The following is a 23,774-nucleotide window of genomic DNA, read 5'->3' as shown; positions in this document are numbered from 1 at the left end:
CGAGAAATCATAAACTGCTCAAGGGTTCCACTCGACTCACACTTGCTGGACGAATGCACCGCGTCAGGTCACTCTTCCTCTTCGTCCTCCGCTTCTTCCTCTTCGTTTTCTTCGTCTTCGCCTTCGACCTCGACCTCCGCCTCGACTTCGATAGTCAGGCCGTCGGCCTTGAGTTCGCCCTCGAACTCGCGCTTGTCTCCGACTTCGAGCTCGAGTTCGTCGGAGTCCACTTCCACCTCGACGTCGACGTTGACGGTCATCTCGGAATCTGCCATACCCGTCTGGCCTATGGTGTTCCTGTCCCGATATAACTGCCGTTCCGTTGCTCTGTCCTCTCTACCGGAATATCGCGTGGGTCGGCATCGGTACACAGTCGAGCATCTGTGGGTCGAAAACCCGTACGATTCTTCTTGTCTCGTCCCGAAACAAGGGTATGTCTCCCTCCATCGAGAACGCCGTTACTATCCTCCTCGTCGAACCCAATCCTGGCGATGCGCGTCTCTTCGCCGAATCGTTCAAAGATGCGAATATCGCCAGCGATATGTATACTGTCACCGACGGCGAATCCGCCCTCGATTTCGTCTACCAGCGTGGCGATCACGCGGACAGCCCCCGCCCGGATATGATCCTGCTCGACTTTCAACTGCCCGGCGTCAGCGGCGCCGACGTCTTATCGGAACTCAAGTCCGAACCGGCGCTCCGCTCAATTCCTGTGATCGTTATGACTAGTTCGTCGTCCGAAGAAGACATCGCCCGGTCGTACGACCTCTACGCGAACGCCTACGTCCAGAAACCGGTCGAAGCCGACGAATTCATTCAACTCGGCCGCTCGTTCGAAGACTTCTGGCTCACCTTCGTCCGACTCCCCAACGATCAATCGTAACCGATCCGCGTGAACGACGGATGCGCCGATCGATCCCCAGAAATCCGAATCACATCCGCTCGAACTGCCATCTCTCACTTTTCGTGACCGTAATCCAATCACGTCCTTCGACTTCTGGTATCCGATTCGACCACGTCGGTCACCGTCCGCGACTACGACTCGAGCAGGTTCGGCACGGCGTTGACGGACTCGAGCACCGCCGCTGCGCCTTCCCGTTCGTACTTCTGTCGTCCCTCCTTGCCGGTCAGCCCGCCAGTCAGGACGCCGATGCCGTGGTAGTCACGTCGGGAACCGGTTTCGCTCGCGTTGACGGCTGTTCGGACGTCGTCTAACGTATCGCCGACGAAGACGACCGAGTCGGCGTCGAACCGTTCTGCGAGGATCCGCAGCGCCCGCGGATTCGGTTTGCCTTCCTTCCAGTCGTCCATCGTGAAGCGATGATCGGCCGGAATCGCGTCACCGAGTCCCACGCGATCGAGGGCGATCTCGGCTTCGGCTTCCGGCCGGCCCGTCAGGACCCCGACGTCGTAGCGATCGAGCAATCGGTCTCGCGCCTCTGGTTCGAGCAACACGGGCTCGTCGTGGATGAACCCCGGCGTTTCGCGCTCGAGGTCCGGTTTCCCGTCCTCGAGTCCGCGGTAGAGTTCGTCCCCCAGATACAGTTGCTGGAAGACGTCTCGCAGGCGCGAGCGATCCCACTGCTCGGTCACTCGCTGGGCCGCTCGCGCGCCGATCGACTCGCGAACGACAGTTTCGGCCGCCTCGAGACCGCCGCCCGCGGCACCGATTTTGTCGGTGAACGCCGCGATCGAGTCACCGTACCCTTCTTCGGTCGCCAACACGTAGAGCGCGACCGCGTACGTCAGCTCCCAGTCGTTGTTGAATCCGCCTGCGTCCTTGAACTCCTGAATGTCGGTCTTACGGATCGTCCGGTCGTAGACGGCTTCGACGGATTCGACGATCGCTCGCCGGTAGGAGTCTGCGACGTCGACGAGCACTCCGTCGATATCCAGGACGACGGCGTCTGCGTTCATACTCGGTCGGATGTGTCGCGGAGGATAAAGACCAACCGTTTGCGCTGCGCGCTCCGCGTTCGCTCCCCTCCGTTTCGTCCACCCGCTTGCGGTGGGGCTTTCGACGACGTGGTCGAGCCGGCCGAGATTGGGGTATCACATCCCGGTCGGACCGACGATAGAGAACGCCACAAGCCCGATTCCCAGCGCGTAGAGTGTGTCTGCCCACAGCCGCGAAAGCAGATTCGCGACGTAGATCACGACGACGACGGGGACGCCGAGCAACACCGTCGGCGACCGCCGCCACTCGGCTCGCGAGCGGTTCCAGAGGCTGTTCGCGTCTCCCGTGCTCGGAAACGCATACATCCCGATCGAAAGCGCGAACCAGCAGAGGACGCCGGCGATGGCAAGCTGCCCGCTCGTCGCCGTCCGAATACCGCCTGTCGTCTCGAGGAGCGTTGCGAGACCGAGGAAGAGACAGAAAGCGCTCCCCGTGTTGATCAGAAACGGGGCAACGCTGACGACGAACACCTTCCGATACCGGTCAGGCTGGACGTGGCGGACGTATCCCGGCGGATCTCCGAACCGGAAGTACGCGATCTCGAGGACGGTGACGCCGACGAGATCACAGGCCCACTTGTGAGCGAACTCGTGGACGACGACGCCCGGCACCGAAAAGAGTCGGACTGCGAACCAGAGGAGGCTGGCGATACCGACGGTCATCGCCGTCAGACCGACGACGGCGATCACGGCTACGACAGCATAGGTGACGACGTCCGCGTTCACGAGTACCGAAACGTTCCACGACCGGATAATACATTCGAGCCGATCGATCGCTCTCGGATCGAGTTCACCTGTCGCCTCCGACGTGCTCGAGCGTCGAAGGGTGTTACTTTCGGCGTGCTCGTGTGACGTATAGCGTACCCGTTCGAATCGTCTTCCGCTCGACTGGGATCGATGGTTGATCGCCGCCGAGCGTCGTAAACAGGAAGTCGGCGTCGGCGTCCCGCGCCACTGCGAGTGCCGGCCGGTGAAGTTCCGGTGGCAAATTTCGGGCGTACACCGCGTCAGCATCGGCGTAGATCGACGAATCGGGGTCGACGACGTCGTCGTGAACGAACTGCACCACCGACGGAACGTCGCGATCGTAAACGTCAGTCGCCGTCACCGAAACCCCCTGTTCCGCCAGCGCCTGAGCCAGGTCCGTTCGGTAGCCGATTCCAATCTCGATCACTCGCTCGTAGCCGGCGAGATATTCGACCATCGAATCGAAATCCCGGCGAAAGTGTACCACGGCGGGACGTTTATGCCGTCCGCCGGCATAGCCCTTGCTATGCTCGTCGATATCGTCCCGGTCGGCAACGTTTCCGCTACGGTCAAGCGGGCGGCCTCCACAGCGTTGCGATCGGTCTACGACTGCGACGTGTCGGTCAACGACTCGCAGTCGGTCCCCAACGGCGCCTTCGATTCCGACCGGAACCAGTACTCCGCCGAAACATTCATTCAGTTGGCCGAGCGGGTCGGGCGCGGCGAAAAAAACATCGCCATTACCCCGCACGACCTCTTTTATCGACGACGAAACTACGTCTTCGGCCTCGCGTATCTCGACGGCAGCGGGAGCGTCGTCTCCACGTACCGCCTCCAGACCTCGAGTGACGGCGGCTTCTCGAACCGGAGCGCCGCCGACATCTTCGAAGACCGCGTCCGCAAGGAAATCGTCCACGAGATTGGCCACACTTACGGACTCGAGCACTGTGATAACAACCGCTGCGTGATGAACTTCTCGCCGACGGTTCGCGAAGTCGATATCAAAGAAGAGAACCTCTGTGGGAGTTGTCAGCGGCTGGTCAGATAATCGACACGGCTTCCGGTTCAGGGTGCGTAATAGTACTCGCCCTCGCTTTTCTGCTGGCGATCCAGTTGGGACTCAGGTTTGTTGATACGCGGGCGAGAGGTGCGCTCGTCCCGGCGGAACGTGACCTCGAGGTTCGCGAGGAACTCGTTCATACCGTCGCGCATCGGTTGTGGCTTGCCTGCGCGACCACGAACGGCAGGTTCGCCGTCGAAGACCATCAGTCGATCCGCGAGCAGGTCGATCATGTAGATGTCGTGATCGATGACCATCACGGTGGCGTCTTGCTGTTCCGCGTAGCGACGGATCGCCTTCGTGGCCTGCACCCGCTGTTCGACGTCCAGGTGTGCCGAGGGTTCGTCGAGCACGTAGAGGTCGGCAGAATCGGAGAGACAGGCCGCGATCGCGACCCGCTGGCGCTCGCCGCCGGAGAGATCCGAGAGGTTCTGCTCCATGATCCGCTCCAACTGGAGCGGCTGGGCGATTTCGGTGTTCCAGTACGACGAGCCGAACTGATCGGTGATCGACGAGAGGAACGCGTCGACCCGCATGGGCTGGTCGATCGTGACGTACTGTGGCTTGTAGGAAATTTCGAGATCGAGATCGGCGTCCCCTTCGTCTGGCGTCAGATTGCCGGTCAATAGTTTCGCGAACGTCGACTTCCCGATCCCGTTCGGGCCGACGATCCCGAGTACCTCGTTTTCGCGAATCTGGCCGGCTTCGACCTCGAGGCTGAATTCGCCGTCGCCGTAGCTCTTGGTGAGAACAGGGTACTCGACGAGCGCGTCCCCGTGCGTCTCGGTTCGGGGCGCGTGTTCCTCGAATTGGATTGGGTTCGGACGGATCCGCATGTTCTCGTTGTCGAGATAGCCGGAGAGATACTCGTTGATGCCGTTACGGACGGATTTCGGGGATGTGATGACGCCGTACGCACCCGGTTCACCGTAGGCTACGTGCAGCGTATCGGCGAGCAGGTCGAGGATCGCCAGGTCGTGTTCGACGACGAGCATCGACTTCCCTTCCTCTTCGGCGAGTTCTCGGATCAATCGCGCGGCGGTCACGCGCTGGCCGATGTCGAGATACGGCGTGATTTCGTCGAGGAAGTAAAAGTCCGTATCGCGGGCCAGCGTGGCCGCGATGGCGACTCGCTGGAGTTCGCCGCCGGAGAGGTCGTCGATCGATTGTTCCATGACCGGTTCGATCGAGAGGCGCTCGACCAGGTCGTCTAACGCACCGCGCTCGTTCGTCCGCTCGAGCAGCTGACGCGTGTTACCGTCGAAGGTGTTCGGTATCTGGTCGACGTACTGTGGCTTTCGCGCCACCGTGACGTCGCCCTCGCGGACGTCCGCGATGTAGTCCTGGAGTTCCGTTCCGCGATAGGCCTCGAGTACCTCGTCCCATCCCGGCGACTCCTCGTAGCGGCCGAGGTTCGGCTCGAGTTCGCCCGCGAGGATCCGAACGGCGGTCGTCTTCCCGATTCCGTTGGGGCCCAGGATGCCGGTCACCCGGCCTTCCTGCGGCGCAGGAAGGCCGTACAGCGAGAATGCGTTCTCGCCGTAGCGGTGGGCGGGATCGTCCTGGAGTTCCTTCGGGAGGTTGATGATCTCGATGGCGTCGAACGGGCACTTCTCGACGCAGATTCCACAGGTCTCTCCCAGACAGATCTCTTCGGAGATGTGGATCTGTTCGGGTTGACCCTCGTCGGCGTCCTCGCCGCGGAGGGTGATACATTCCTTGCCGGTTCGGTTCGGCGGACAGTAGTTTTTGCACTCGTAGTTACACCGGTCGGGTTGACATCGGTCTAGGTCTACGACGGCGATGCTGTCGTCGGCCATGTTAGCCCGTAGCCTCCGAGGTGAGCAGGATGCCCCAGGTGACGAACCACAGCGCGAAGGTCATGAACGCGACGAACAGATAGTGTTTCGTCCCGAACTCGTCTTCCCCGTAGATCCCCGAGGCGTTGATGAGGAGATATTGAACGAGAATCGCACCGAGGACAAACGCGAGCGCCTGCGTGCTCTGGGCTGCCGCAGTGGTCGTCCCGACCCAGGTCGCAGAGGCGAGCGCCGCGCCGACGCCCAGGAGCGCGGACATGGCGGTCACGCTGACCGAACGGATGTGTTCGCGTCGGTCACTGATCGATTCGGTCGACATGGAAGAACGTGCGGGACGGGTGCTAAAAAGGCGTTCGCATTCCTCGAGGGCGTCTCCTTCGTACTCAGTATACTCGAGGCTATCCTCACTTCGATCCAGAGTATCGCTCGATCTGACCTGTTTCGTCCCCTCATCCTCGAGATTCATATCCGACCGTGCAACTGCTCAGAGTACAATTTACAAAACGAATAACGACGTAATTTGTCACTAGTAGCTGAGGGGTAAGGCTCAACTTTTATACTCCTGGGGCCTTTCGATTCGTAACATGGAAGAGACCGACGGGGAAGAGATAGTAGACTTGCCACCCAGTGCGAAACTCGTTTTCAAGGTTCTCGAGTACGATGGGCCGCTGACACAAAAACAGATCGTCGAGGAATCTATGCTCTCGGCCCGGACGGTCCGGTACGCACTCGAGCGACTCGAGGAAATCGGCATCGTCGACGAGGATATCTACTTTGCTGATGCTCGCCAGAGCCTGTATCGGCTCGAGGACCCAGTCGCGGCCGACGGAAACGGCGTCGAGGAGGCTCCGAAAAAGGACGCCTGCTGCGCAGAATAACGTCGCGGAGCGGCAGAATTATTTTCTCGCGGTGACCGTCCCCGATATGGATAAAGAGCGGATACCGCGATGGGGATGGCTCATGGCCGGATTGTTCGTCGCGACGCTGGTGGCCAATTTACTCAACGTCTTCGTCCTGGTTCCGACCGTGTTCCCCGATTCGTACCGTGCAGTCACGGTGATCACGATGATGTCTCCGGTGGTGATTTACGTGGGGATCTGGTACGACGAGGACCGACAGCACTATTGGAACCATTCGCGAGCGCGAGTCTTCGGTGACGTCCTGTTCGTCGTCACGGGGGCCGCACTGGGAGCTGCGATGACGCTCGTCGTGACCACCGGGCTAGGCCTCCCCACGTTTCTCCTGGACATCATCGCGATGGCTGGCGGGTTTCTGCTCTCCTGGGGGCTCTTCTGGTGGCGCAATCCGGAGCTGTACGCCGGCGAATCTGACCGGTGAGGTCGTTCTCTGGGGCCCGCCGTGGAACAGAGTCGCGGTCGAGCGTCGGACGACACCCATCGACACGTTGCGAGTTGCACAGCGGATCGCTGGACTTACTCGAGTCCGTTCGCCCCGTCGAACGCTCGGCTCTCGGCACAGCCACTGATTCCCGGTGTCGGCGGTATCGTCCGTTTGTGGGCCGTCGCAGCATACCTCGAGGCGATTTCGCTGGCCGTCTCGGGGTCGATCTTGAGGTCGGTGATTGCCTCCTCGAGCGGGCGACCGTCGTCGACGAGTCGGGTCAGTAGTGGATCGATGACGTCGTACCGTGCGCCGAGTTCCTTGGCATCGGTCTGCGTCGCCCAGAACCCCGCGGTCGGCTCTTTCGTGATGACCCGTCGGGGGAGTCCGACGTGTTTTGCGAGCGCTCGGACCTCCGTCTTGTAGAGGTCCCCGATCGGATAGGTGTCGGCAGCGCCGTCCCCATACTTCGTGAAGTACCCGAGCAGCCACTCGGAACGGTTAGCGGTGCCGAGGACGAGCCGTGACCGGTAGTTCGCCGCGTAGTACGCGGTTGCCATTCGTAATCGGGCGGTCACGTTTCCGATCTCGTGATTGCGTTCGTTCGGCCGATCCTCGCGGTCGGTCGGAGATTCGAGTCCGCGTGCGACCGTCGTCTCGAACGCCTCGATGAGCGGCCGTAACTGGATTTCTTCGTATTCGATTCCCAGCCCGTCCGCAATCGTTTGGGCGTCACTGACGTGGGCCTGCTCTGTCTTGCGGGCGAGAAGTCCCAACCCGAGGACGCGGTCGTTCCCCACCGCTTCGACCGCGAGCGCCGTCGTCAGCGTCGAGTCGACCCCGCCGCTCATCGCGACGACCACGCCGTCGGCGCCAGCGTCGGCGACCGCCGTCCGCACGTCGGCGACGATCCAGTCGCGAACCGCTTCAAGTTCTCTTCTGCTCGTCACGAAGGCCCTGGGATCCGCAGTATTTCCTGTGTCAGCACGGGTTTCACTATCGGCATCGACATCAGCATTCATACTGTGTCATCACAACCATTTCACAGCATTTTGGAACATTCGCACTACATTTATGGCTTTTCCTTAAACAACTAGATGAGATATCTGCTATGTCGACACGTACGATTACTTCGGCCGCCACTGCGACGACGGACCAGCAGGTTCCCGTCGTGCGTCAGGGAGACTCGAGCGCGAGATATCGACTGAGTAGATAGAGCACACAGGAACTTACCGCGGCCGCTGTGCCGACGGCGACGACGGGGACTGAGATCACAGTCTGTTCGTACGGGTCTTGTGGCGCGGATTCGATAACCGCCTCGACTGTCTCGATTCCGGCGTGTCCGAGCAGGAAGAATCCGACGGTGAGCAAAATGGCGAACCCACCGGTCGCGAGTCCGAACATCGATGCGACGTCCTCGATGTTCAAGAGCGTGTGTGCTTGTGACTTCGATAATCCCGGTTCCCGACGATGGCGAGCGATCGAGACGGCGACGAGACACGTCGCCGTTCCCAACTGGATGCCTCCAGCCCATACGCCCACCCACAAAACGAGCGGCGACGACCACAGCGGGTCGCCACCCGGGAATACTGCCCGGACCGAGGACGGATACGTGGCGGTGATCGGAACGATAAGCGCGAGAACACACAACAGACCGCTTTGCCAGGCGAGTTTCCGGGGAATCCGGCGTTTGATCAGCGCATACCGTTGTACTCGAAGTCTTTCGTACGTCGATTCGCCGAGGAGTGCATCTGCAATCGGATCGGTCGGATCAGTTGAGCTCATCGATTCGATGTCGTGATCGGCGTTCGGGATCAGGTGTTCGAAGACGAAGCGTCGGGATATACACTCCGATTTCTTCAGCTATCATTCGTCGTGAGATACGTTCTCGAGGCACATTCAGATCTGGTATGGATTACCATATTTATCGCAGTGGTATTGGTAATGGGTATGGCCACTCCAGTCGGTCCAGAATCCCTGTGGCTGTGGATCGGAACGATCGGGATGACGCTCGGAACGCTCTACTTCATCGGCCAGGGACGCGGTGTGCGTGACCCGAAGATGCAGGAGTTCTACATCATCACGATATTCGTGACGACCATCGCCGCCGCGATGTACTTCGCGATGGCGACGGGCTTCGGCGTCACCGAGATCACCGTCGGCGACGAGGGACTCACGATTTACTGGGCGCGATATGCCGACTGGATCTTCACGACGCCGCTGTTGCTGCTCGACCTCTCGCTGTTGGCGGGCGCTGATCGCAATACTGTTGCAACGTTACTCGGTCTCGACGTATTCATGATCGGAACCGGCACGATCGCGGCATTCGCGACGACACCGGCTACCCGAATCGCCTGGTGGGGTATTAGCACCGGTGCCCTACTCGTCCTCCTGTACGTCCTCGTTGGAACGCTTTCCGAGACTGCTCGAACTCGCTCCTCGGAAGTAGCCTCGCTGTTTGGCACCCTGCGAAACCTGCTCATCGCTCTCTGGCTGCTCTACCCGGTCGTCTGGCTTCTCGGAACCGAGGGCACCTTCGGCATTCTTCCGCTGTACTGGGAGACCGCCGCGTTCATGGTCCTCGACCTCTCGGCGAAAGTCGGTTTCGGCGTCCTTCTGCTCCGGAGTCGCGCCGTCCTGGAACGGGCGACCACACCGATCGCAACACCGACCTGAAGCGCACCAGTATCCTCTCCTGACTGTCGTCTTCCGGATCACTCGGCACATCGCTGAATCCGTCGACCGTCTGCCGACCGAACCGACAACTCGACTGGCTGTCTACCGGTCACGCTAGGTGTACATCCGCCGATCGATCGTCATCGCCAGTAGACTCTCTACGACGCTTATGGCTCAACGGCCATGAGTCTCCGTATCGGGCTGGAAACCCGTTTATGTATTACGAGATTGACGTAATCAGTATCGATGCAGTCACTAGTCACAGTCGGATTTCGGCCAGTCCACGTCGCTCTGCAAAACGGGGCGACCGACGCGGAGTTGTTCGAGTACGTCTTCGGCGGTGACAATACCCTGCTCGCGTTGTCGTTCGTTCTCAATATCGCTCTCGCCGGTATTACGATCCTCGGGATCGCCTATCTTGGACGAAACATGGCCGATCCCCGATCAAAGGCGATCGCGACCGCCTTGATGTTGATCTCGGTCGTTTCGATCTCGAGTTACACGGGACTCACGTCGGGATTGACCCTGAGCGTCATCGAAATGCCTGCGGGCCATCCGGCAGCAGGTACGACGACAGCCGGCGAGGACGGCATTCTCGCGATGTGGGGCCGATATCTCACGTGGACGTTCTCCACGCCGTTCATCTTGATCGCGCTCGGGATGATCGCCGGGTCGAATTGGACGAAGATTCTCACGACCTGTGCGTTTACGATCGCAATGTGTATCACCGGCCTGGCGGCCGCACTGACCACATCCTCGCTGTTGCTTCGCTGGTGGTGGTTCGTGCTTGGTTCGATCTTCTTCCTCGTGATCGTGTACGTTATTCTCGTCGACTGGACCGCTGAGGCGGAGCGAAGCGGAACGGGTGATCTGTTTCGCACACTCAAGCTCCTCACCGTCGTCGGCTGGTTCGGCTATCCGATTCTCTGGGCGCTCGGCGTCGAAGGATTCGCTATCGTGGGTGTCGCGGTCACCTCGTGGGGCTACAGCATTCTCGATATCGTCACAAAATATATAGTCACGTTCGTTGCCATGTCTTACGTCGTCGACGAACCGGATACGATCACCGGCGGCACGGACTACGGCGCAAGCATCCCGGGGTTGGCGTCGTCTGACGATTGAACCGGATGCTCCAGGACCGTTTCGACACTCGAGCCCCACGGCCCCGTCGGCAGGCGTCCCGATGGCGAATTCACGGTCGAACTGCACCGACTGTCGACGTGGGACTCCCTCCCCGCCGGACCGTCTTCCGATACGGCCCGCTGCTTCGAACGGATACCTCGCCGCGCACGTCGCACCGCTCATGACTGTTTCATTCACGTACGTCAGTGTTCTTCTGGCCTTCATCGTGCCGCCGATCCTGATTCTGTGCCGCTTCGCCCGGCGACGTGATCGGGCCTGGTGGGGTCCTCGACCGCTCTCCGGACTCGGTCTTCTGATCGCACTCGCGACCGTCTACACGACGCCGTTGACCAACAGTTTGATCCCGGCGGGGGTCTGGTGGTACGGCGAGGGTGCGGTCGTCGCAACCGTCTGGCACACCCCGGTCGAGGAGTACCTCTTCTTCGTTCTTCAGCCGATGCTGACCGCATTCTGGTTGTTTCAGGACCCTCCACCCGTCGATCGGTCGTTGTCTATCCCGCTCGCTCATCGATTCTGGGGGGGTGCGGGCGGCCTGGCGCTCGCCGCCGCCGGTTGGGTGCTGATCGGCGGCACTTCGACGTACTACCTCGGGTGGCTGTTGGCCTGGGCCGGACCGGTTCTCGCCGTCCAGTGGGGGTTCGGCATCACGTACCTCTGGGACGTTCGCCGGTCGGTGCTGATCGCTATCGGCGTTCCGACGCTTTACCTCTGGGTCGTCGACCGAATCGCGATCACACTCGGCATCTGGATCATCTCGGATGCGCACACCGTCGGGTACACGCTGGTGGGGCTTCCCGTCGAGGAAGCAATGTTCTTCCTCGTGACGAACGTGTTCGTCGTTCAAGGAATCGTCATGTACGTGTGGGTGCTCGAGCACGTCCACGAACTCCCGACAGCGTCGGAGGTGTTGAGCCGACTCGACGCGCGTTTCGATGACCAGTGATTCGATCCCTCGCGATACGGCCGCTCGCGGACGTGATGGCGCCCGACGGCGGGCCGCTCGCCTGAGTCTCGGATGCGGGCTGCTCACGATCGGTGTCTCGATCTCGATCACGACCGTTGCCGGTTCGCCTCGGCTCATCTACCAGTATATTCCACTCGTGCTCAGCGTCGTCGTCCTCGGGTTGCCTCACGGAGCTGTCGACCACCTCGCGTTACCGCGGGTTCGCGGCGACCCCGTCACTGCGCGCTCGATCGGGTTCGTCTGCGTCCTCTATCTGTTCGTCGGCACGGCATACGCAGTCTTCTGGTGGCTCGCCCCTGCCGCCGCGTTCACGCTGTTCGTCCTCGTCACGCTCGTCCACTGGGGACAGGGTGATGTGTACGCGCTGCTCGCCTTCGTCGGGGCTGACCATCTCGAGACGCGAGCGGATCGTCTACTCGCTCTCGTCGTTCGCGGCGGGATTCCGATGCTCGTTCCGCTGATCGCGTTCCCCGAGCGGTACGCGTCCGTCGCCGAGACGCTCGTCGGCACGTTCGATCCCGGCTCGACTGCGAGACTGGAACTCGTAGTCTCCCCGACGGTTCGGACGGCTTTGGCGGTCGCCTTCGGTACGGGTATCGCGCTCACGTTGCTCTTCGGTTTCGTCCGGGCAGGGAGAGACGGTCGGGGTCCGTGGCTCGTCGATCTGACGGAGACGCTCGGACTCGTCGCGTACTTCGCGGTAGTTCCACCAGTCCTGGCGATCGGCCTGTACTTCTGTTTCTGGCACTCTCTCCGGCACGTCCTCCGAACGATGCTCGTCGACCCGATCGCCAGCGCAGCACTCGATCGCGGCGCGATCGTCGGTGCCTCTCGCCGGTTTTCCCGCGATGCGACGCCCCTGACCGCCGGCGGACTGATGGTACTCGTCGCGATGGGACGCACCCTCCCGCAGACGCCCGCGACCGTCCCCGACGTCGTCGCGCTCTATCTGGTCACGATCGCCGTTCTAACGCTCCCTCACGTCGTCGTCGTCACGCTACTCGACCGGGAACAGCGGGTCTGGTCACCATCGGACTGACCTGCGACCCGCGCGACGGCCAGCACCGGGATATCCGTCGCCGAGTCACGAGTCGGATCGTTCCGAAACCGGCCACACCGTCGCTCGTTACACCCCGGTCTCCACCGTGGCGGTCTCTTCTCGCTTCGGTCACGGGACCGTCACGACGGCACGACCGTAATCGGTGCCTTGCGATCGATCGCGTGCTCGAGTTCCTCGGCAATCGCACTGCCTCGTGACACCTGGATCTCGCCGCCACGGCTCACCGTCGCCGTAAAGAGGTAGTCGCCGGCGGCCTGGACCTCGACGGTCTCGCCGTGGTTGCCGTCGACCGGGATGACGATGTGTCTCGAGGTGATCTCGGGTTGGACCATCTGGCCGGCCTGGCTGGCGCCACCGCCACCGTTCCCGCTGGCACCGCCGGCACCGCCCGCGCCCGCGCCGTAGTTGGGATTCTCGTCGTGGGTGCGGACGTCGATGCTGATCCCCAGTCGGCTTTCGATGTCTGAAATCCGGCCGCCGCCTTTGCCGATGACGCTCGAGATGTCGTCCTCTTCGACGTACACGACCGCTCTGTCCTGCCCTTTGAGCTGAACGTCGACGTAGCCGCGAGCGACGGAGCGAATCTCACGTTCGATCTCCTGGATGGCGATACGGTCGACGCCGGATTCGCTGCCGGGGCCGCCCTCCTCTTCTTTGAGCGGGACGGTGACGACCTGTCGGTTGAAGGTGTAGATTTCGTATTCCGGTTCGCCCGTCTGGAAGTCGGATACCTGGATAACGGGCCGAGCCAGGTCCTCTTCGGTGAGGCCGGCGGGCACTTTGACCTCAGTCTTGACGTCGTAGACGGTTTCGACTTTCCCGGCCTCGATGTAGACGACGGTGTCGACGACCTGGGGAATCATTCCGAGTTCGACGCGGCCGACGAGCCGCTGGAGCGCGTCGATCGGTCTGGTCGCGTGAACGACCCCGATCATGCCGACGCCGGCGAGGCGCATGTCGGCGAACACCTCGAAGTCGTCAGTCTTGCGGACCTCGTCGTAGATCGTGTAGTCCGGTCGGACCATCAGCAGGGCGTCCGCAGTTTTGGCCATGTCGCCTGCCAGTTCAGTGTACTGGGTGATGTCGGGGCCAACCTGCAGGTCCCGCGGCTTCTCCATGGTCTTGACGGAGTAGTCGTGATCCGTGATGTAGCGGGCGACGGCCTGTGCGAACGTCGACTTCCCCGCCCCCGGAGCGCCCGAAATGAGGACGCCGCGTTGGCGCTCGAGTAGACGGTCTTTCAATTCGTCCGCGTGTTCGTAGTCCTCGATGTTGGTCTGGGCGATCGGGCGGACGGCGGTGATCTCGATGCCGTCGGAAAACGGCGGGCGGCCGATCGCGATCCGGTAATCGCGGAACTGGACGATCTTCATCCCGGGCTCCGAAAGTTCGATGAAGCCGCCGGCCGCTTCCTTCGCGCCGTCGACAATCTCGCGGGCGTATTCGTCCATGGTCGACTCGTCGAGCGGTTCGTCGGCGATCGTCTCGTAGTGCATCGCCCCGAGTTCGCCGCGTTTGGCCTTCGGTACGGCGTCCGCTTTGAGGTGGACGCTCATCGTTTCGTCGTCGAAAAATTCCTCGATGGTCAGCGTACTGACTTTGCGGGCCTCGGGCGAGACGTATTCGACGTCGAGGCCCTTCGCCAGTGCGACCTCCGACTGGACGATGTCGCTGGTGATGAAGGTGGCCTCGAGCTCCTCCGCGAGGTCTCGAATCAGGGCGTCGATTTCCCCCTCGGAGGCGTGACCCCGTTCGATGGCGCTCGGCCGCTCGCCGACGTACTCAAGGTCGACGACCCCCTCGTCGGCGAGCCTCGCCAGCCGCTGGAGTTCCTCGAGGCCGTCCCAGCCGCTGTCGATGCCGTCGTTCGCCTGCGCCTCGAGTTCCGCGACGACCGCTTCGGGGACACAGATCGTCGCTCCTTCGAACTCCCCGTCTTCGATTGTCGCCGAGACGCGGCCGTCGATCACTACGCTCGTGTCCGGCACGACGTTCATACCGAACGTAGGTTCCCCGATGTCTTTAAGGGTGTCCTCACCGCTGCACACGTCACCGACGCTCCCCGTCTCCGTCGCGTAGTGTCAGCTCGGCTGCCGCCGCGGATCCTCGGATGGCCGGTCGTTCGCGGAATCGGTTGCCACCGAACGGACGGATTGCGTTCCTGTCGGGTAGGAACTCCCGTGGAAGCGTACACGACTTCCCGAACACGTTTTCGCATGCAACCGGCTCGGACGTTCGGCCGTGGGGTGCTAACTGGCTTCCTCGCCATCGACGGACTCGAGGAATCGTTCCAAGCGACCGTCAGGGAGGCGATGATGGGCCGAAGTGATCAGCGACTATACCGAGTCGCAGGCAGCCGGCGTGACGCGGGCCGCGGCCGAACTGACCGCGACTCTGTCGCGCGGCTCACCGACGACGAGACCGAGACGGTACCGCCGGTGTCCGAATGGATCGACTGAGGCGGAGAAGGCCGCAGAGACGGGCGGATGTGGGTGTGGACGAGGAAGCGACCGACGAAAAAAGCGGGTCGCAGACGAGGACGCGACCATCGACCGCCGCACCGACCGTCATACGGACTACTGTACGTCATTGCCGGTGCAACCGCGACCGTCCTGCGGGTGCACCGGTACATCGGTACAGCAGACCGTATCAGTCGACGGTGCGATGATCGGTTTCGGAGGACTGAACACCACCGCCGCCGAGACGCCAGTTATGACTCTCGTCGATCTGACGCGTACGCTCGTTTCGATTCCGAGCCACGAGGACGAAACCGAAGCCGGCGATTTCATCGAGGAGTGGCTACACCGCGAGACCGAGGCGGACGTGACGCGAGACGACGCCGGTAACGTGATCGCGAGGACGGGGACGGGTGAGGAGACGCTGGCACTCGTGGGCCACCACGACGTCGTCGAACCAGCGGACTCACAGCGTGAGACCGACGGCGACGGGTACGTGGTGGAGCAGCGTAACGGCCGGCTCTACGGCCGCGGGACGGCTGACATGAAGGGTGCGCTCGCGGCCGCGATGCTCGCCTTCCGCGGCGCCGATCCGGCCGGGGAACTCGTCTTTGCCAGTTTCGTCGGCGAGGAAGTCGGCGGCGTCGGCGCGCGCCACGCGACCGAACACGGATTCGAACCGGACTACGCTGTCGTCGGCGAGGGATCGACGAACTACTCGGGACCGGACGTGACAGACGTCGCGATTGCACACAAGGGTCGTCGCGGAAGTACGATCGTCGCCCGCGGGACCGCAGCCCACGCGAGCGAAGCCGACGCGGGTGAAAACGCCATCTACCGCGCGACCGACGCCATCGATTGCGTTCGCGAGCTCGAGCGTCCGTCGGTCGACGTGGCGGGCGAGACGCTCGAGGGAAGCCTCACCGTGACCGAAATCGATGGCGGGACGGCGATGAACGTCGTTCCCGCTCGGTGTGCGTTCACCGTCGACGAACGGACGGTTCCAGGCGAACGCGCCAACCTCGAGCGACTCGAGTCGTTCGAGGGGATCGAGTGGACGGTCGACCAGGACTGGCCCCCGATGCAGTGTGCGGACCACGCGTTCGCCGACGCAGTTCTCGAGGCTGCGACCGCATCACAGCGGTCCGATCCCGGTCCCGAACTGGTGACGAAACCGCATGCGACCGACGCGGGGTGGCTCTCTGCGGCGGGCACGGAGTGCGTCATTCTCGGACCCTCGGAACCCGGCGAAGCCCACACGGACGACGAGAGCGTCTCGATCGCCGTTCTCGAGCGGTGCCGTGAGACCTACCGGCGGATCGCGGAAGCGTGGCCGCGGTCGCGGTGACGAGAGCGCGTTCCGCGGTGGATCGGAGGGACGTCAGACCCCCGGGACTCCGACCGCGTCGAAGCCGGTGACCCCGAGTGCGGCGAGGACGTAGAGGACAATCAGGACGGTCACCCAGGCGACGAGCCCGATCATCGCCGCGGCCGTCCAGTCGCCGGGATATCGCCAGTTGATCACCGCGATATAGGCGAGCAGGGCGATTAGCGGCCCGACGAGGGGTATCCAGCCGACGAAAAAGCCGACGATCGCCCAGACGATCGCCCCGATCAGGGCGGTGACGATCGCGTGATCGTAGTCCGCTCTCCCGACGATGACTCGCGCACCGGCCCAGATACCGAGCGCGCCGATCAGTAGGCTCACGACGAAAACGATGACTGATGCAAGGGGTGAAGCAACGACCATAGCGATCTAAATTAGCTCAGAATACCAGAATAAGGTATTCCTTGCACATCCAACACGTTTTGTACGGGAACCGGATCACCGACGCGCCTCGGCCAAGCTGTACGGGATTCGGTCCGTTCGAGTCGTCGCACTAAGTAAGTCCCGCCTCGAGGCGGTGCACCACTCGCCGGTCGCGCCGTCGGCGACGCGCTCCCGAGCAGTTCGTGATCCGATAACCAGGACGTTGATACCACATCCCGTGCATGGGTCTTCTATGGCAACCGATCAGGCTCAGAGCGACTCGAGCGAGGCCAACACCTACGACCAGTTCGAAGACCGAGTGACGCGTATCTCGAACGTCGGCAACGCCGCCGGAATCCTCCGCTGGGATCAGGAAGTCGTGATGCCCGACGAAGGGACGCCGGCTCGCGCACAGCAGCTCTCGACGCTCTCGTCGATCAGTCACGAACTCCTGACCGCCGACGAAACCGGGGCGTTACTCGGTGAACTCGAGGAGGCCGACGTCACGGACGACGAGGCCGCGGTCGTTCGCGAAGTTCGCCGGACGTACGACCGCGAGACGAGCGTCCCGCAGCGCCTCGTCGAGGAAATTTCCGCGACCGCGTCGAACGCCCATCCCGAGTGGAAACGGGCCCGAGAGGAGGACGATTTCGAACACTTCGCGCCGACGCTCGAGAAACTGGTCGAACTCAAGCGGGAGTACGCGAATCACATCGACCCCGACGCCGACCCCTACGCCGTGCTCTTTGCGGACTACGAGCCTTACATCGATCTCGAAACCGCGGAACGGGTCTTAGAGCGCCTGCGCGAGGAACTCGTCCCGCTGATCGAGGCAGTCCAGGACAGCGATGCGGAACTCGCGACCGACGCGTTCGCGGGCCAGTTCGACGACGACGATCAGGAGGCCCTCGCGCGGGACGTCCTCGATTCGCTGGGCTACGACTGGGGTCGTGGCCGTCTCGATACTGCACCGCACCCGTTCTCGTCGGGAACGCAGTTCGACGCGCGCGTGACGACCCGGTTCGACGAGACGGACCTGCTGGGGTCGATCACCTCGACGATCCACGAATTCGGCCACGCGAACTACACGCTCGGACTCCCCGACGACGGGTACGGCACACCGCTCGGCGAGGGGCGCGACCTCTCCGTTCACGAGTCCCAGTCCCGGCTCTGGGAGAACCACGTCGGCCGCTCCCGCCCCTTCTGGGAACACTTCCTACCGATCGCACGCGAGCGGTTCCCGGAACTCGAGGACGTCTCCCCCGAGGAGGCCTACGAGGCCGCGAACCAGGTCTACGACGACAATCTCATTCGCGTCGAGGCGGACGAACTCACCTACCACCTTCACATCGTGATCCGCTTCGAGATCGAACGTGACCTCATCAGCGGCGACCTCGATGTCTCCGAGGTCCCCGGCGTCTGGAACGATAAGTACGAGGACTACCTCGGCGTCCGTCCGGAGACCGACGCGGAGGGGTGTTTACAGGACATCCACTGGTCACACGGCGATTTCGGCTACTTCTCGACGTACTCGCTTGGCTCGGTGCTCGCCGCACAACTGTACGCCACCGCGGCGGAGGACTGCGGCTCGTTCGACGACGACATCCGCGAGGGCGAGTTCGACGAACTCAACGGCTGGCTCCGCGAGAACGTCCACCAGCACGGTAAACGCTACGTCACGCAAGACCTGATCGAGCGAGCCACCGGCGAGGAACTCACCGCGGACTACTTCCTCGAGTACGTCACCGAGAAGTACGGCGATCTGTACGATCTCGAGGGATACTGACCCACCCTCGCGCTCTCCACTCGCTCGTCGTCGGGCCCGTTTTCTCGCGTCGAGGACACCTCTCCGCCGGACGGTACCACAGTCGCTCGGGACGGAACGGACGAAGCGGGATTCGATCGGGCACGGGCCACCGTCTTCCGTCTGATACGGTCTGCTGTACCGATGTACCGGTGCAACCGCGACCGTCCTGCGGGTGCACCGACAATGACGTACAGTAGTCCGTATGAGCACGGCTGACGATCGGCGCGCCACCGTGCAGGCGACCCGAAACCGTCCGGCAGCAGTCGGCACAGACCTGTCGGTCTCGTGCTCGCATGGTACAAAAGCGGGGTGACATTGCCGGGTGCGGACTCACCCGTTCCGGGGCCCGTCCACGAGTATGCGAGTCTCAATTCCGCGAATGCCGGGCGTGTATTTCGATACGGACGGCGAGTCAACGGCCAAGACCGTCGCGCTGACTGCCGCCGGTCGACGAGCGCCGAAACCCCACGGCTACGCCATCCAGTTCCTCCCGTACCTCTGGTCGTTCGACGTGGACCTCCGCGAGGTGCCGACCGACCACCCGATCCAGTACCTTCACCCGGAAGGCGCACGGAGTCTGGGCGGCCTCTCACCAAGACGCGGCGTCCGCGAGGCCGGCACTGAACTCGAGTCCGTCCTGCGGTTCATCTGGTCGGTCAACGAGGAAGTCGAGTCGGCGACTGGCGAACTTCTCGGCATGTCGTCCGAAGACGACGGCGTCACTATCGAGATCCAGGAGGGCCGTGTCGGCGTCGACGGGTCGGCCCTCGAGACCGACGAGTTCGACATCGACGAATCGGGGATCGACGAGTTCGACGTTCGTGACCCCCATCACGACGACTTCGACCCCGGCGACCGGCCCTGATGAGTCGTCGCGGATCGTCGAATCGGTCCGGCGAACCCCTTTCGACCGCGATGATCGAAACCGAACGGTTACCGGTCGACGGGGCACGAGAGTGCGACAGCATCCAGGACTGCGTTTCGCCCACACCGTCACACCGGGAACGCATCGCTTCGCGCTGCACGCTCGCCGCTCACTCGAGTCACGATTCGGGACACTCGAATCCAGACGTTTCCCTTCGTCGGGGCTCGAGCGGGCAGCACGTTCAGTTCCGATCCGTCTACGCCTCTTCCCGGAGTAATCGTATCAGTGACCCGCCACACATATTCTTCTTGATCAAAGATGATATTTATTCTCCTCGAGCGAGTACATCCGATGGTGGGTTGCCAGTCCTATGAACACTAACTGGGATAGCATCGCCTGGGAAACGCAGACGGTACCGGAAGAAAACGAGGTTCGAGTCCGCGTCGAGGGTCGAATTCACGACTTGGACGATCGAATGTTCCGGAAATTTCAGGAACGACAGGTCAACGTAAGCGAAGTCACACTCGTCCCCGAGGAGGAATCGGCCGACGACTGAGCACGTCGCTGAACGGTGCAATGGCGCGCTCCGGCGAGCGGCGCCGTCGGGGGCGAACCGAACGACCTCGTCCGCTTTTCTGTCGGACACCCGAGTTCGCGAGGTTCGATCGTCGACCCAGCCAGGGAACACAACGGGCAGTATAACTCGCTGGCCCCGCTGGATCAACTCGAGACTCCATGCCCCTTCGCGCGTTCCGGATCGCCTACGATGGCACGGGTTACTACGGCTATCAGCGCCAGCCCGACGTCTCCACCGTCGAGGACGCGATTTTCGACGCCTTCCGTGCGCTCGAGGTCCTGGACCTGAACGCAGACAAACCCGATGGGTACGCGGCGGCGGGTCGCACCGACGCGGGCGTCTCCGCGCTCGCACAGACCATCGCGCTCGAGACCCCCGACTGGCTCACACCGCGGGCGCTGAACGCCGAACTTCCCGCCGACGTTCGCGCCTGGGCGGTCGCCGACGCACCTGAGGGGTTCCACGCGACCCACCACGCGACTCGCCGGGAGTACACCTATCACCTCTACGCGCCGGTTGATGCGCCGTCCGACGCGCTGTCGGGGTCCAAAACGGCCGCGTCCACGCTGGACGACGATCGATTCCGGACCGCGTGCGAGGCGCTGTCCGGGACCCACGACTTCCACAATCTGACGCCGGACGATCACAACACCGAGCGCTCGCCGTCGATGGTGGCGAGCCGAGACGGCGACTACCTCGTCGTCACGGTTAGCGCGGGCGGTTTCGCTCGAGAACTCGTCCGTCGACTGGTCTCGTTGGCTCGCGATATCGCCACCGGCGAGGAGCCACGCGAGAAGATCGACCGCATTTTCGCATCCGAGCCAGTCCCCGGTCACGAAGGAATCGAACCCGCCCCGCCGGAGCCGCTCGTGCTGACCGACGTTGTCTATCCGGACCTTGAGTTCGAAGCCGACGACGTGGCAACCGCCAGTGCTCGCATCGTGTTCGAGCGCCTTCGTATCGACCGGCGAACCGGCGCGCGTGTGGCCGGGCAGGTCGCAGATGGCATGCGGTGAGAGGGGCGGCAGGCGGTGGGACGGTGACCCGGGACGGCGGCATACGGGGTGGTGGCTAACGGGAGACGGATCGCTCGCAGTGACATCGTCGCCTTCGCCGTGGCTCTCCAGTGACCCTGTCGAAATCCACTCGACCACCCCCGCTCGGCGTCGTTCACGACCGGGCCATGGTCCCGAATCCAGGCAATGCGAGCGACCCTTGTCAGCCACGGGAAGCCCAGCGATCGCTCCCTTCAGTGGTCGGGGAACAATCGGTCCGTACTCGGACCTGTCGGCGCAACCCGGGGTCGACACGGATGGACGTCTCGAGGACGGAAACGCGAAGCCCGAAAGACAACGTCGGCGACGCGACGGTGGTCCCACGAAGACGGATTACAACGTCAGCGAGACGCGATGGCACCGCGGAGACGGTGACCACGTTCGAACGACCCGTTCTACGTGAGTATCCAGGTTGACCCTCGTATCCGGGCGCATACTTGTGACTATATTGACATATAAAACTAGGCCGATGAATATTTGAAAATTTACATTTTTGTCCTGATTGACACTCACGTCCGATGGACGGAACCATCCCATATCCGCGGCCGCGTACGCCCCGTAGAGCCGCTTCGTGCGGCCCGAGTGGACCTCCCATTCGTTATCAGTCGCTGGTCAGGTTCGGCAAGCTTTACCTCATGCATTTCTAAACAGCCTCTATGAGTTCCGTTCCTGACCGCTCCGAGGTAGACGACGAATATACCTGGAACCTCGAGAGCATCTACGCGACGGACGACGACTGGAAGTCCGCCTATGAGTCCGTCGCTGAGCGCGTCGACGAACTCGAGGCCTACGAGGGACAGGTCAAAGACGACGCCGAGACCCTCCTCGCCGTCCTCGAGTTGCGCGACGAGATCATGCGCGAAGTGTCGACGGTCGTCGCCTACGCCCGGATGCGTCGTGACGAGGACACGACAGACCAACACTACCAGGGTCTGACCGCCCGTGCCCAGTCGCTGGCGGCTGAGGCCCAGTCTTCGGCTTCCTTCATCGACCCCGAAATACAGGAACTGGACCGCGAGGAGTTCGAGTCGATGGTCGACGCGAGACCGGCTCTCGAGACCTACGACCACTACGTAGACGATGTCCTCCGGATGAAACCACACACCCGCTCGGCGGAAGTCGAGGCGTTGCTCGCCGACCTGAGCGAAGTGACGGGTGCGACGGGCGAGGTGTACAACATGCTCTCGAACGCCGACATGAAGTTTCCGACCGCCGAGGATTCCGAGGGCGAAGCCGTCGAGATTACCCAGAGCAACTTCACGAACCTGCTCAAACGGCCCGACCGCGACTTCCGCGAGCGCGTCTACGAGGCCTACTTCGACGAGTGGGAATCGGTCCGAAACACCGTCGCCTCCGCATACAAGAACAGCGTCAAAGCCGACGTGAAAACCGCTCGAGCGCGAAACTACGATACCGCACGTCAAGCCGCTCTCGACGGTCCGAACGTCCCGGTCGAGGTCTACGACACGCTCGTCGACACGGTCCACGACAATCTCGAGAAGCTTCACCATCACGCAGCCCTCAAGCGACGAGCGTTAGACGTCGACGAACTCCGGATGTGGGACCTCTACATGCCACTGACCGGCGACGAGGGGCCCGACCTCGAGTACGAACAGGCGACCGAATACGTCGTCGACGCGCTCGCACCGCTGGGCGAAGAGTACCAGTCCCGCGTCGCCGACGGACTCGATTCTCAGTGGGTCGACGTCTTCGAGAACGTCGGGAAGCAGTCCGGCGCCTACTCGGGGGGGACGTACGACACCCAGCCGTTCATCCTGCTCAACTATCAACACGACATCGCCTCGATGTACACGCTGGCCCACGAACTCGGCCACTCGATGCACTCCGAACTCACGAAGGAAGAACAGCCGTTCATCTACTCGAGCTACGAAATATTCGTCGCCGAGGTCGCGAGCACGGTAAACGAGGCCTTACTCACGAACCACTTGCTCGAAACCGTCGACGATCCCGAGTTCCGGAAACACGTCCTCAACGAATTCTTAGAGCGCGTCCGCTCGACGCTGTACCGTCAGACGCTCTTCGCCGAATTCGAACACGAAACCCACCGACTCGAAGAAGACGGCGAACCGCTGACCGCCGACCGATTGGACGACGTGTACCGCGGCCTCAAGGCAGAGTACTACGAACCCGCAGCAGTCGACGACCGTATCGCCCGCGAATGGATGCGAATCCCTCACTTTTACCGGGCGTTTTACGTCTATCAGTACGCGACCGGCATTTCTGCAGCGCTAGCGATCGTCGACGACGTTCTCGAGCGCGGCCGACCGGCCGCGGACGACTACCTCGACTTCCTCCAACGCGGGTCCAGGGAGTACCCGCTCGAACTCCTTCGGATCGCCGGCGTCGATATGAGTTCCTCGGAGCCGATCGATCGCGCGCTCGAAACCTACGGCGATCGTCTCGACGAGTTCGAGTCGCTACTCGACTGATCGGGTGGCCGCAGGTCCACGTTTTTCGTCTGCCAGCTTCGAGATCC

At 62.4% G+C, this 23,774-nt stretch carries 25 protein-coding genes; 15 read left to right on the top strand and 10 right to left on the bottom strand.

The window, feature by feature from the left end; genetic code table 11:
* Window positions 1–68 precede the first annotated feature (68 nt).
* Window positions 69–275: a hypothetical protein gene (locus tag NJU76_RS05990; protein WP_254531880.1), complete on the bottom strand. Its 207-nt coding sequence runs from the start codon at window positions 273–275 to the stop codon at window positions 69–71.
* Window positions 276–433: 158 nt separating this feature from the next.
* Here NJU76_RS05990 and NJU76_RS05985 point away from each other — a divergent pair, with 158 nt between their 5' ends.
* Complete coding sequence (locus NJU76_RS05985) at window positions 434–883, top strand: response regulator (protein WP_254531879.1); 450 nt, start codon at window positions 434–436, stop codon at window positions 881–883.
* Window positions 884–1,035: 152 nt separating this feature from the next.
* Here NJU76_RS05985 and NJU76_RS05980 read toward each other — a convergent pair whose 3' ends face one another.
* The 3 genes from NJU76_RS05980 to NJU76_RS05970 all read right to left on the bottom strand — a co-directional run bounded on the left by NJU76_RS05980 (window position 1,036) and on the right by NJU76_RS05970 (window position 3,190).
* A complete protein-coding gene (locus NJU76_RS05980) occupies window positions 1,036–1,917 on the bottom strand; it encodes a TIGR01548 family HAD-type hydrolase (RefSeq protein ID WP_254531878.1) in 882 nt (293 codons plus the stop codon).
* 135 nt (window positions 1,918–2,052) lie between these two features.
* On the bottom strand, window positions 2,053–2,682 hold the full coding sequence (locus tag NJU76_RS05975; protein ID WP_254531877.1) for a DUF3267 domain-containing protein: 630 nt from the start codon (window positions 2,680–2,682) through the stop codon (window positions 2,053–2,055).
* A gap of 103 nt (window positions 2,683–2,785) precedes the next feature.
* Window positions 2,786–3,190, bottom strand: coding sequence for a UPF0146 family protein (locus NJU76_RS05970; RefSeq protein WP_254531876.1), 405 nt, complete (start codon window positions 3,188–3,190; stop codon window positions 2,786–2,788).
* 39 nt (window positions 3,191–3,229) lie between these two features.
* On the opposite strand from NJU76_RS05970, the gene NJU76_RS05965 reads away from it, so the two are divergent.
* Window positions 3,230–3,751 carry an archaemetzincin family Zn-dependent metalloprotease gene (locus NJU76_RS05965; protein ID WP_254531875.1) on the top strand — a complete coding sequence of 174 codons (522 nt, stop codon included), beginning with the start codon at window positions 3,230–3,232 and terminating at the stop codon, window positions 3,749–3,751.
* 17 nt (window positions 3,752–3,768) lie between these two features.
* Here NJU76_RS05965 and NJU76_RS05960 read toward each other — a convergent pair whose 3' ends face one another.
* Complete coding sequence (locus tag NJU76_RS05960; RefSeq protein WP_254531874.1) at window positions 3,769–5,583, bottom strand: ribosome biogenesis/translation initiation ATPase RLI; 1,815 nt, start codon at window positions 5,581–5,583, stop codon at window positions 3,769–3,771.
* A 1-nt stretch (window position 5,584) separates the two neighbouring features.
* Window positions 5,585–5,902, bottom strand: a complete 318-nt coding sequence (locus NJU76_RS05955) for an EMC6-like membrane protein (protein ID WP_254532586.1) — start codon at window positions 5,900–5,902, stop codon at window positions 5,585–5,587.
* 265 nt (window positions 5,903–6,167) lie between these two features.
* Between NJU76_RS05955 and NJU76_RS05950 the strand changes: the two genes are divergently transcribed.
* Window positions 6,168–6,461, top strand: coding sequence for a winged helix-turn-helix transcriptional regulator (locus NJU76_RS05950; RefSeq protein WP_254531873.1), 294 nt, complete (start codon window positions 6,168–6,170; stop codon window positions 6,459–6,461).
* A 46-nt stretch (window positions 6,462–6,507) separates the two neighbouring features.
* Window positions 6,508–6,921 (top strand): hypothetical protein, encoded by a 414-nt coding sequence (locus tag NJU76_RS05945; protein WP_254531872.1) that lies wholly within the window; start codon window positions 6,508–6,510, stop codon window positions 6,919–6,921.
* Between the two features lie 95 nt (window positions 6,922–7,016).
* On the opposite strand, the gene NJU76_RS05940 is transcribed toward NJU76_RS05945, so the two are convergent.
* Together NJU76_RS05940 and NJU76_RS05935 are read right to left on the bottom strand one after the other, a co-directional pair.
* Window positions 7,017–7,946: an NAD+ synthase gene (locus tag NJU76_RS05940; RefSeq protein WP_254531871.1), complete on the bottom strand. Its 930-nt coding sequence runs from the start codon at window positions 7,944–7,946 to the stop codon at window positions 7,017–7,019.
* Window positions 7,947–8,100: 154 nt separating this feature from the next.
* On the bottom strand, window positions 8,101–8,709 hold the full coding sequence (locus tag NJU76_RS05935) for a hypothetical protein (protein WP_254531870.1): 609 nt from the start codon (window positions 8,707–8,709) through the stop codon (window positions 8,101–8,103).
* 165 nt (window positions 8,710–8,874) lie between these two features.
* Here NJU76_RS05935 and NJU76_RS05930 point away from each other — a divergent pair, with 165 nt between their 5' ends.
* From NJU76_RS05930 to NJU76_RS05915, 4 genes are all read left to right on the top strand, one after another.
* Entirely contained in the window at window positions 8,875–9,600 is a 726-nt protein-coding gene (locus NJU76_RS05930; protein WP_254531869.1) for a bacteriorhodopsin, read from the top strand.
* 246 nt (window positions 9,601–9,846) lie between these two features.
* On the top strand, window positions 9,847–10,722 hold the full coding sequence (locus tag NJU76_RS05925; RefSeq protein WP_254531868.1) for a bacteriorhodopsin: 876 nt from the start codon (window positions 9,847–9,849) through the stop codon (window positions 10,720–10,722).
* A gap of 181 nt (window positions 10,723–10,903) precedes the next feature.
* Window positions 10,904–11,686 carry a lycopene cyclase domain-containing protein gene (locus NJU76_RS05920; RefSeq protein WP_254531867.1) on the top strand — a complete coding sequence of 261 codons (783 nt, stop codon included), beginning with the start codon at window positions 10,904–10,906 and terminating at the stop codon, window positions 11,684–11,686.
* On the top strand, window positions 11,676–12,746 hold the full coding sequence (locus NJU76_RS05915; protein WP_254531866.1) for a Brp/Blh family beta-carotene 15,15'-dioxygenase: 1,071 nt from the start codon (window positions 11,676–11,678) through the stop codon (window positions 12,744–12,746). The genes NJU76_RS05920 and NJU76_RS05915 overlap by 11 nt, the downstream gene beginning before the upstream one ends.
* 140 nt (window positions 12,747–12,886) lie before the next feature.
* Here the strand turns inward: NJU76_RS05915 and NJU76_RS05910 are convergent, their stop codons facing one another.
* Entirely contained in the window at window positions 12,887–14,764 is a 1,878-nt protein-coding gene (locus NJU76_RS05910; RefSeq protein ID WP_254531865.1) for a PINc/VapC family ATPase, read from the bottom strand.
* A gap of 219 nt (window positions 14,765–14,983) precedes the next feature.
* Here NJU76_RS05910 and NJU76_RS05905 point away from each other — a divergent pair, with 219 nt between their 5' ends.
* Window positions 14,984–15,226: a hypothetical protein gene (locus NJU76_RS05905; protein ID WP_254531864.1), complete on the top strand. Its 243-nt coding sequence runs from the start codon at window positions 14,984–14,986 to the stop codon at window positions 15,224–15,226.
* Window positions 15,227–15,479: 253 nt separating this feature from the next.
* Entirely contained in the window at window positions 15,480–16,571 is a 1,092-nt protein-coding gene (locus tag NJU76_RS05900) for a M20 family metallopeptidase (protein ID WP_254531863.1), read from the top strand.
* A 33-nt stretch (window positions 16,572–16,604) separates the two neighbouring features.
* Here the strand turns inward: NJU76_RS05900 and NJU76_RS05895 are convergent, their stop codons facing one another.
* Entirely contained in the window at window positions 16,605–16,973 is a 369-nt protein-coding gene (locus NJU76_RS05895; protein WP_254531862.1) for a hypothetical protein, read from the bottom strand.
* A 253-nt stretch (window positions 16,974–17,226) separates the two neighbouring features.
* Between NJU76_RS05895 and NJU76_RS05890 the strand changes: the two genes are divergently transcribed.
* The 5 genes from NJU76_RS05890 (at window position 17,227) to pepF (ending at window position 23,727) form a co-directional block, all read left to right on the top strand.
* Complete coding sequence (locus NJU76_RS05890) at window positions 17,227–18,759, top strand: carboxypeptidase M32 (RefSeq protein WP_254531861.1); 1,533 nt, start codon at window positions 17,227–17,229, stop codon at window positions 18,757–18,759.
* Between the two features lie 379 nt (window positions 18,760–19,138).
* Complete coding sequence (locus NJU76_RS05885) at window positions 19,139–19,645, top strand: hypothetical protein (RefSeq protein ID WP_254531860.1); 507 nt, start codon at window positions 19,139–19,141, stop codon at window positions 19,643–19,645.
* A 370-nt stretch (window positions 19,646–20,015) separates the two neighbouring features.
* Window positions 20,016–20,201: a hypothetical protein gene (locus NJU76_RS05880; RefSeq protein WP_254531859.1), complete on the top strand. Its 186-nt coding sequence runs from the start codon at window positions 20,016–20,018 to the stop codon at window positions 20,199–20,201.
* 179 nt (window positions 20,202–20,380) lie between these two features.
* Window positions 20,381–21,238, top strand: coding sequence for a tRNA pseudouridine(38-40) synthase TruA (gene truA, locus NJU76_RS05875; RefSeq protein WP_254531858.1), 858 nt, complete (start codon window positions 20,381–20,383; stop codon window positions 21,236–21,238).
* Between the two features lie 695 nt (window positions 21,239–21,933).
* On the top strand, window positions 21,934–23,727 hold the full coding sequence (pepF, locus tag NJU76_RS05870) for an oligoendopeptidase F (protein WP_254531857.1): 1,794 nt from the start codon (window positions 21,934–21,936) through the stop codon (window positions 23,725–23,727).
* The last annotated feature ends 47 nt before the right edge of the window (window positions 23,728–23,774 follow it).

Source organism: Natrinema gelatinilyticum (genome assembly GCF_024266705.1).
Taxonomy (GTDB): domain Archaea; phylum Halobacteriota; class Halobacteria; order Halobacteriales; family Natrialbaceae; genus Natrinema; species Natrinema gelatinilyticum.
The sequence above is the reverse complement of the archived record's forward strand: the minus strand, read 5'-3'. Positions and strand labels throughout refer to the sequence as shown.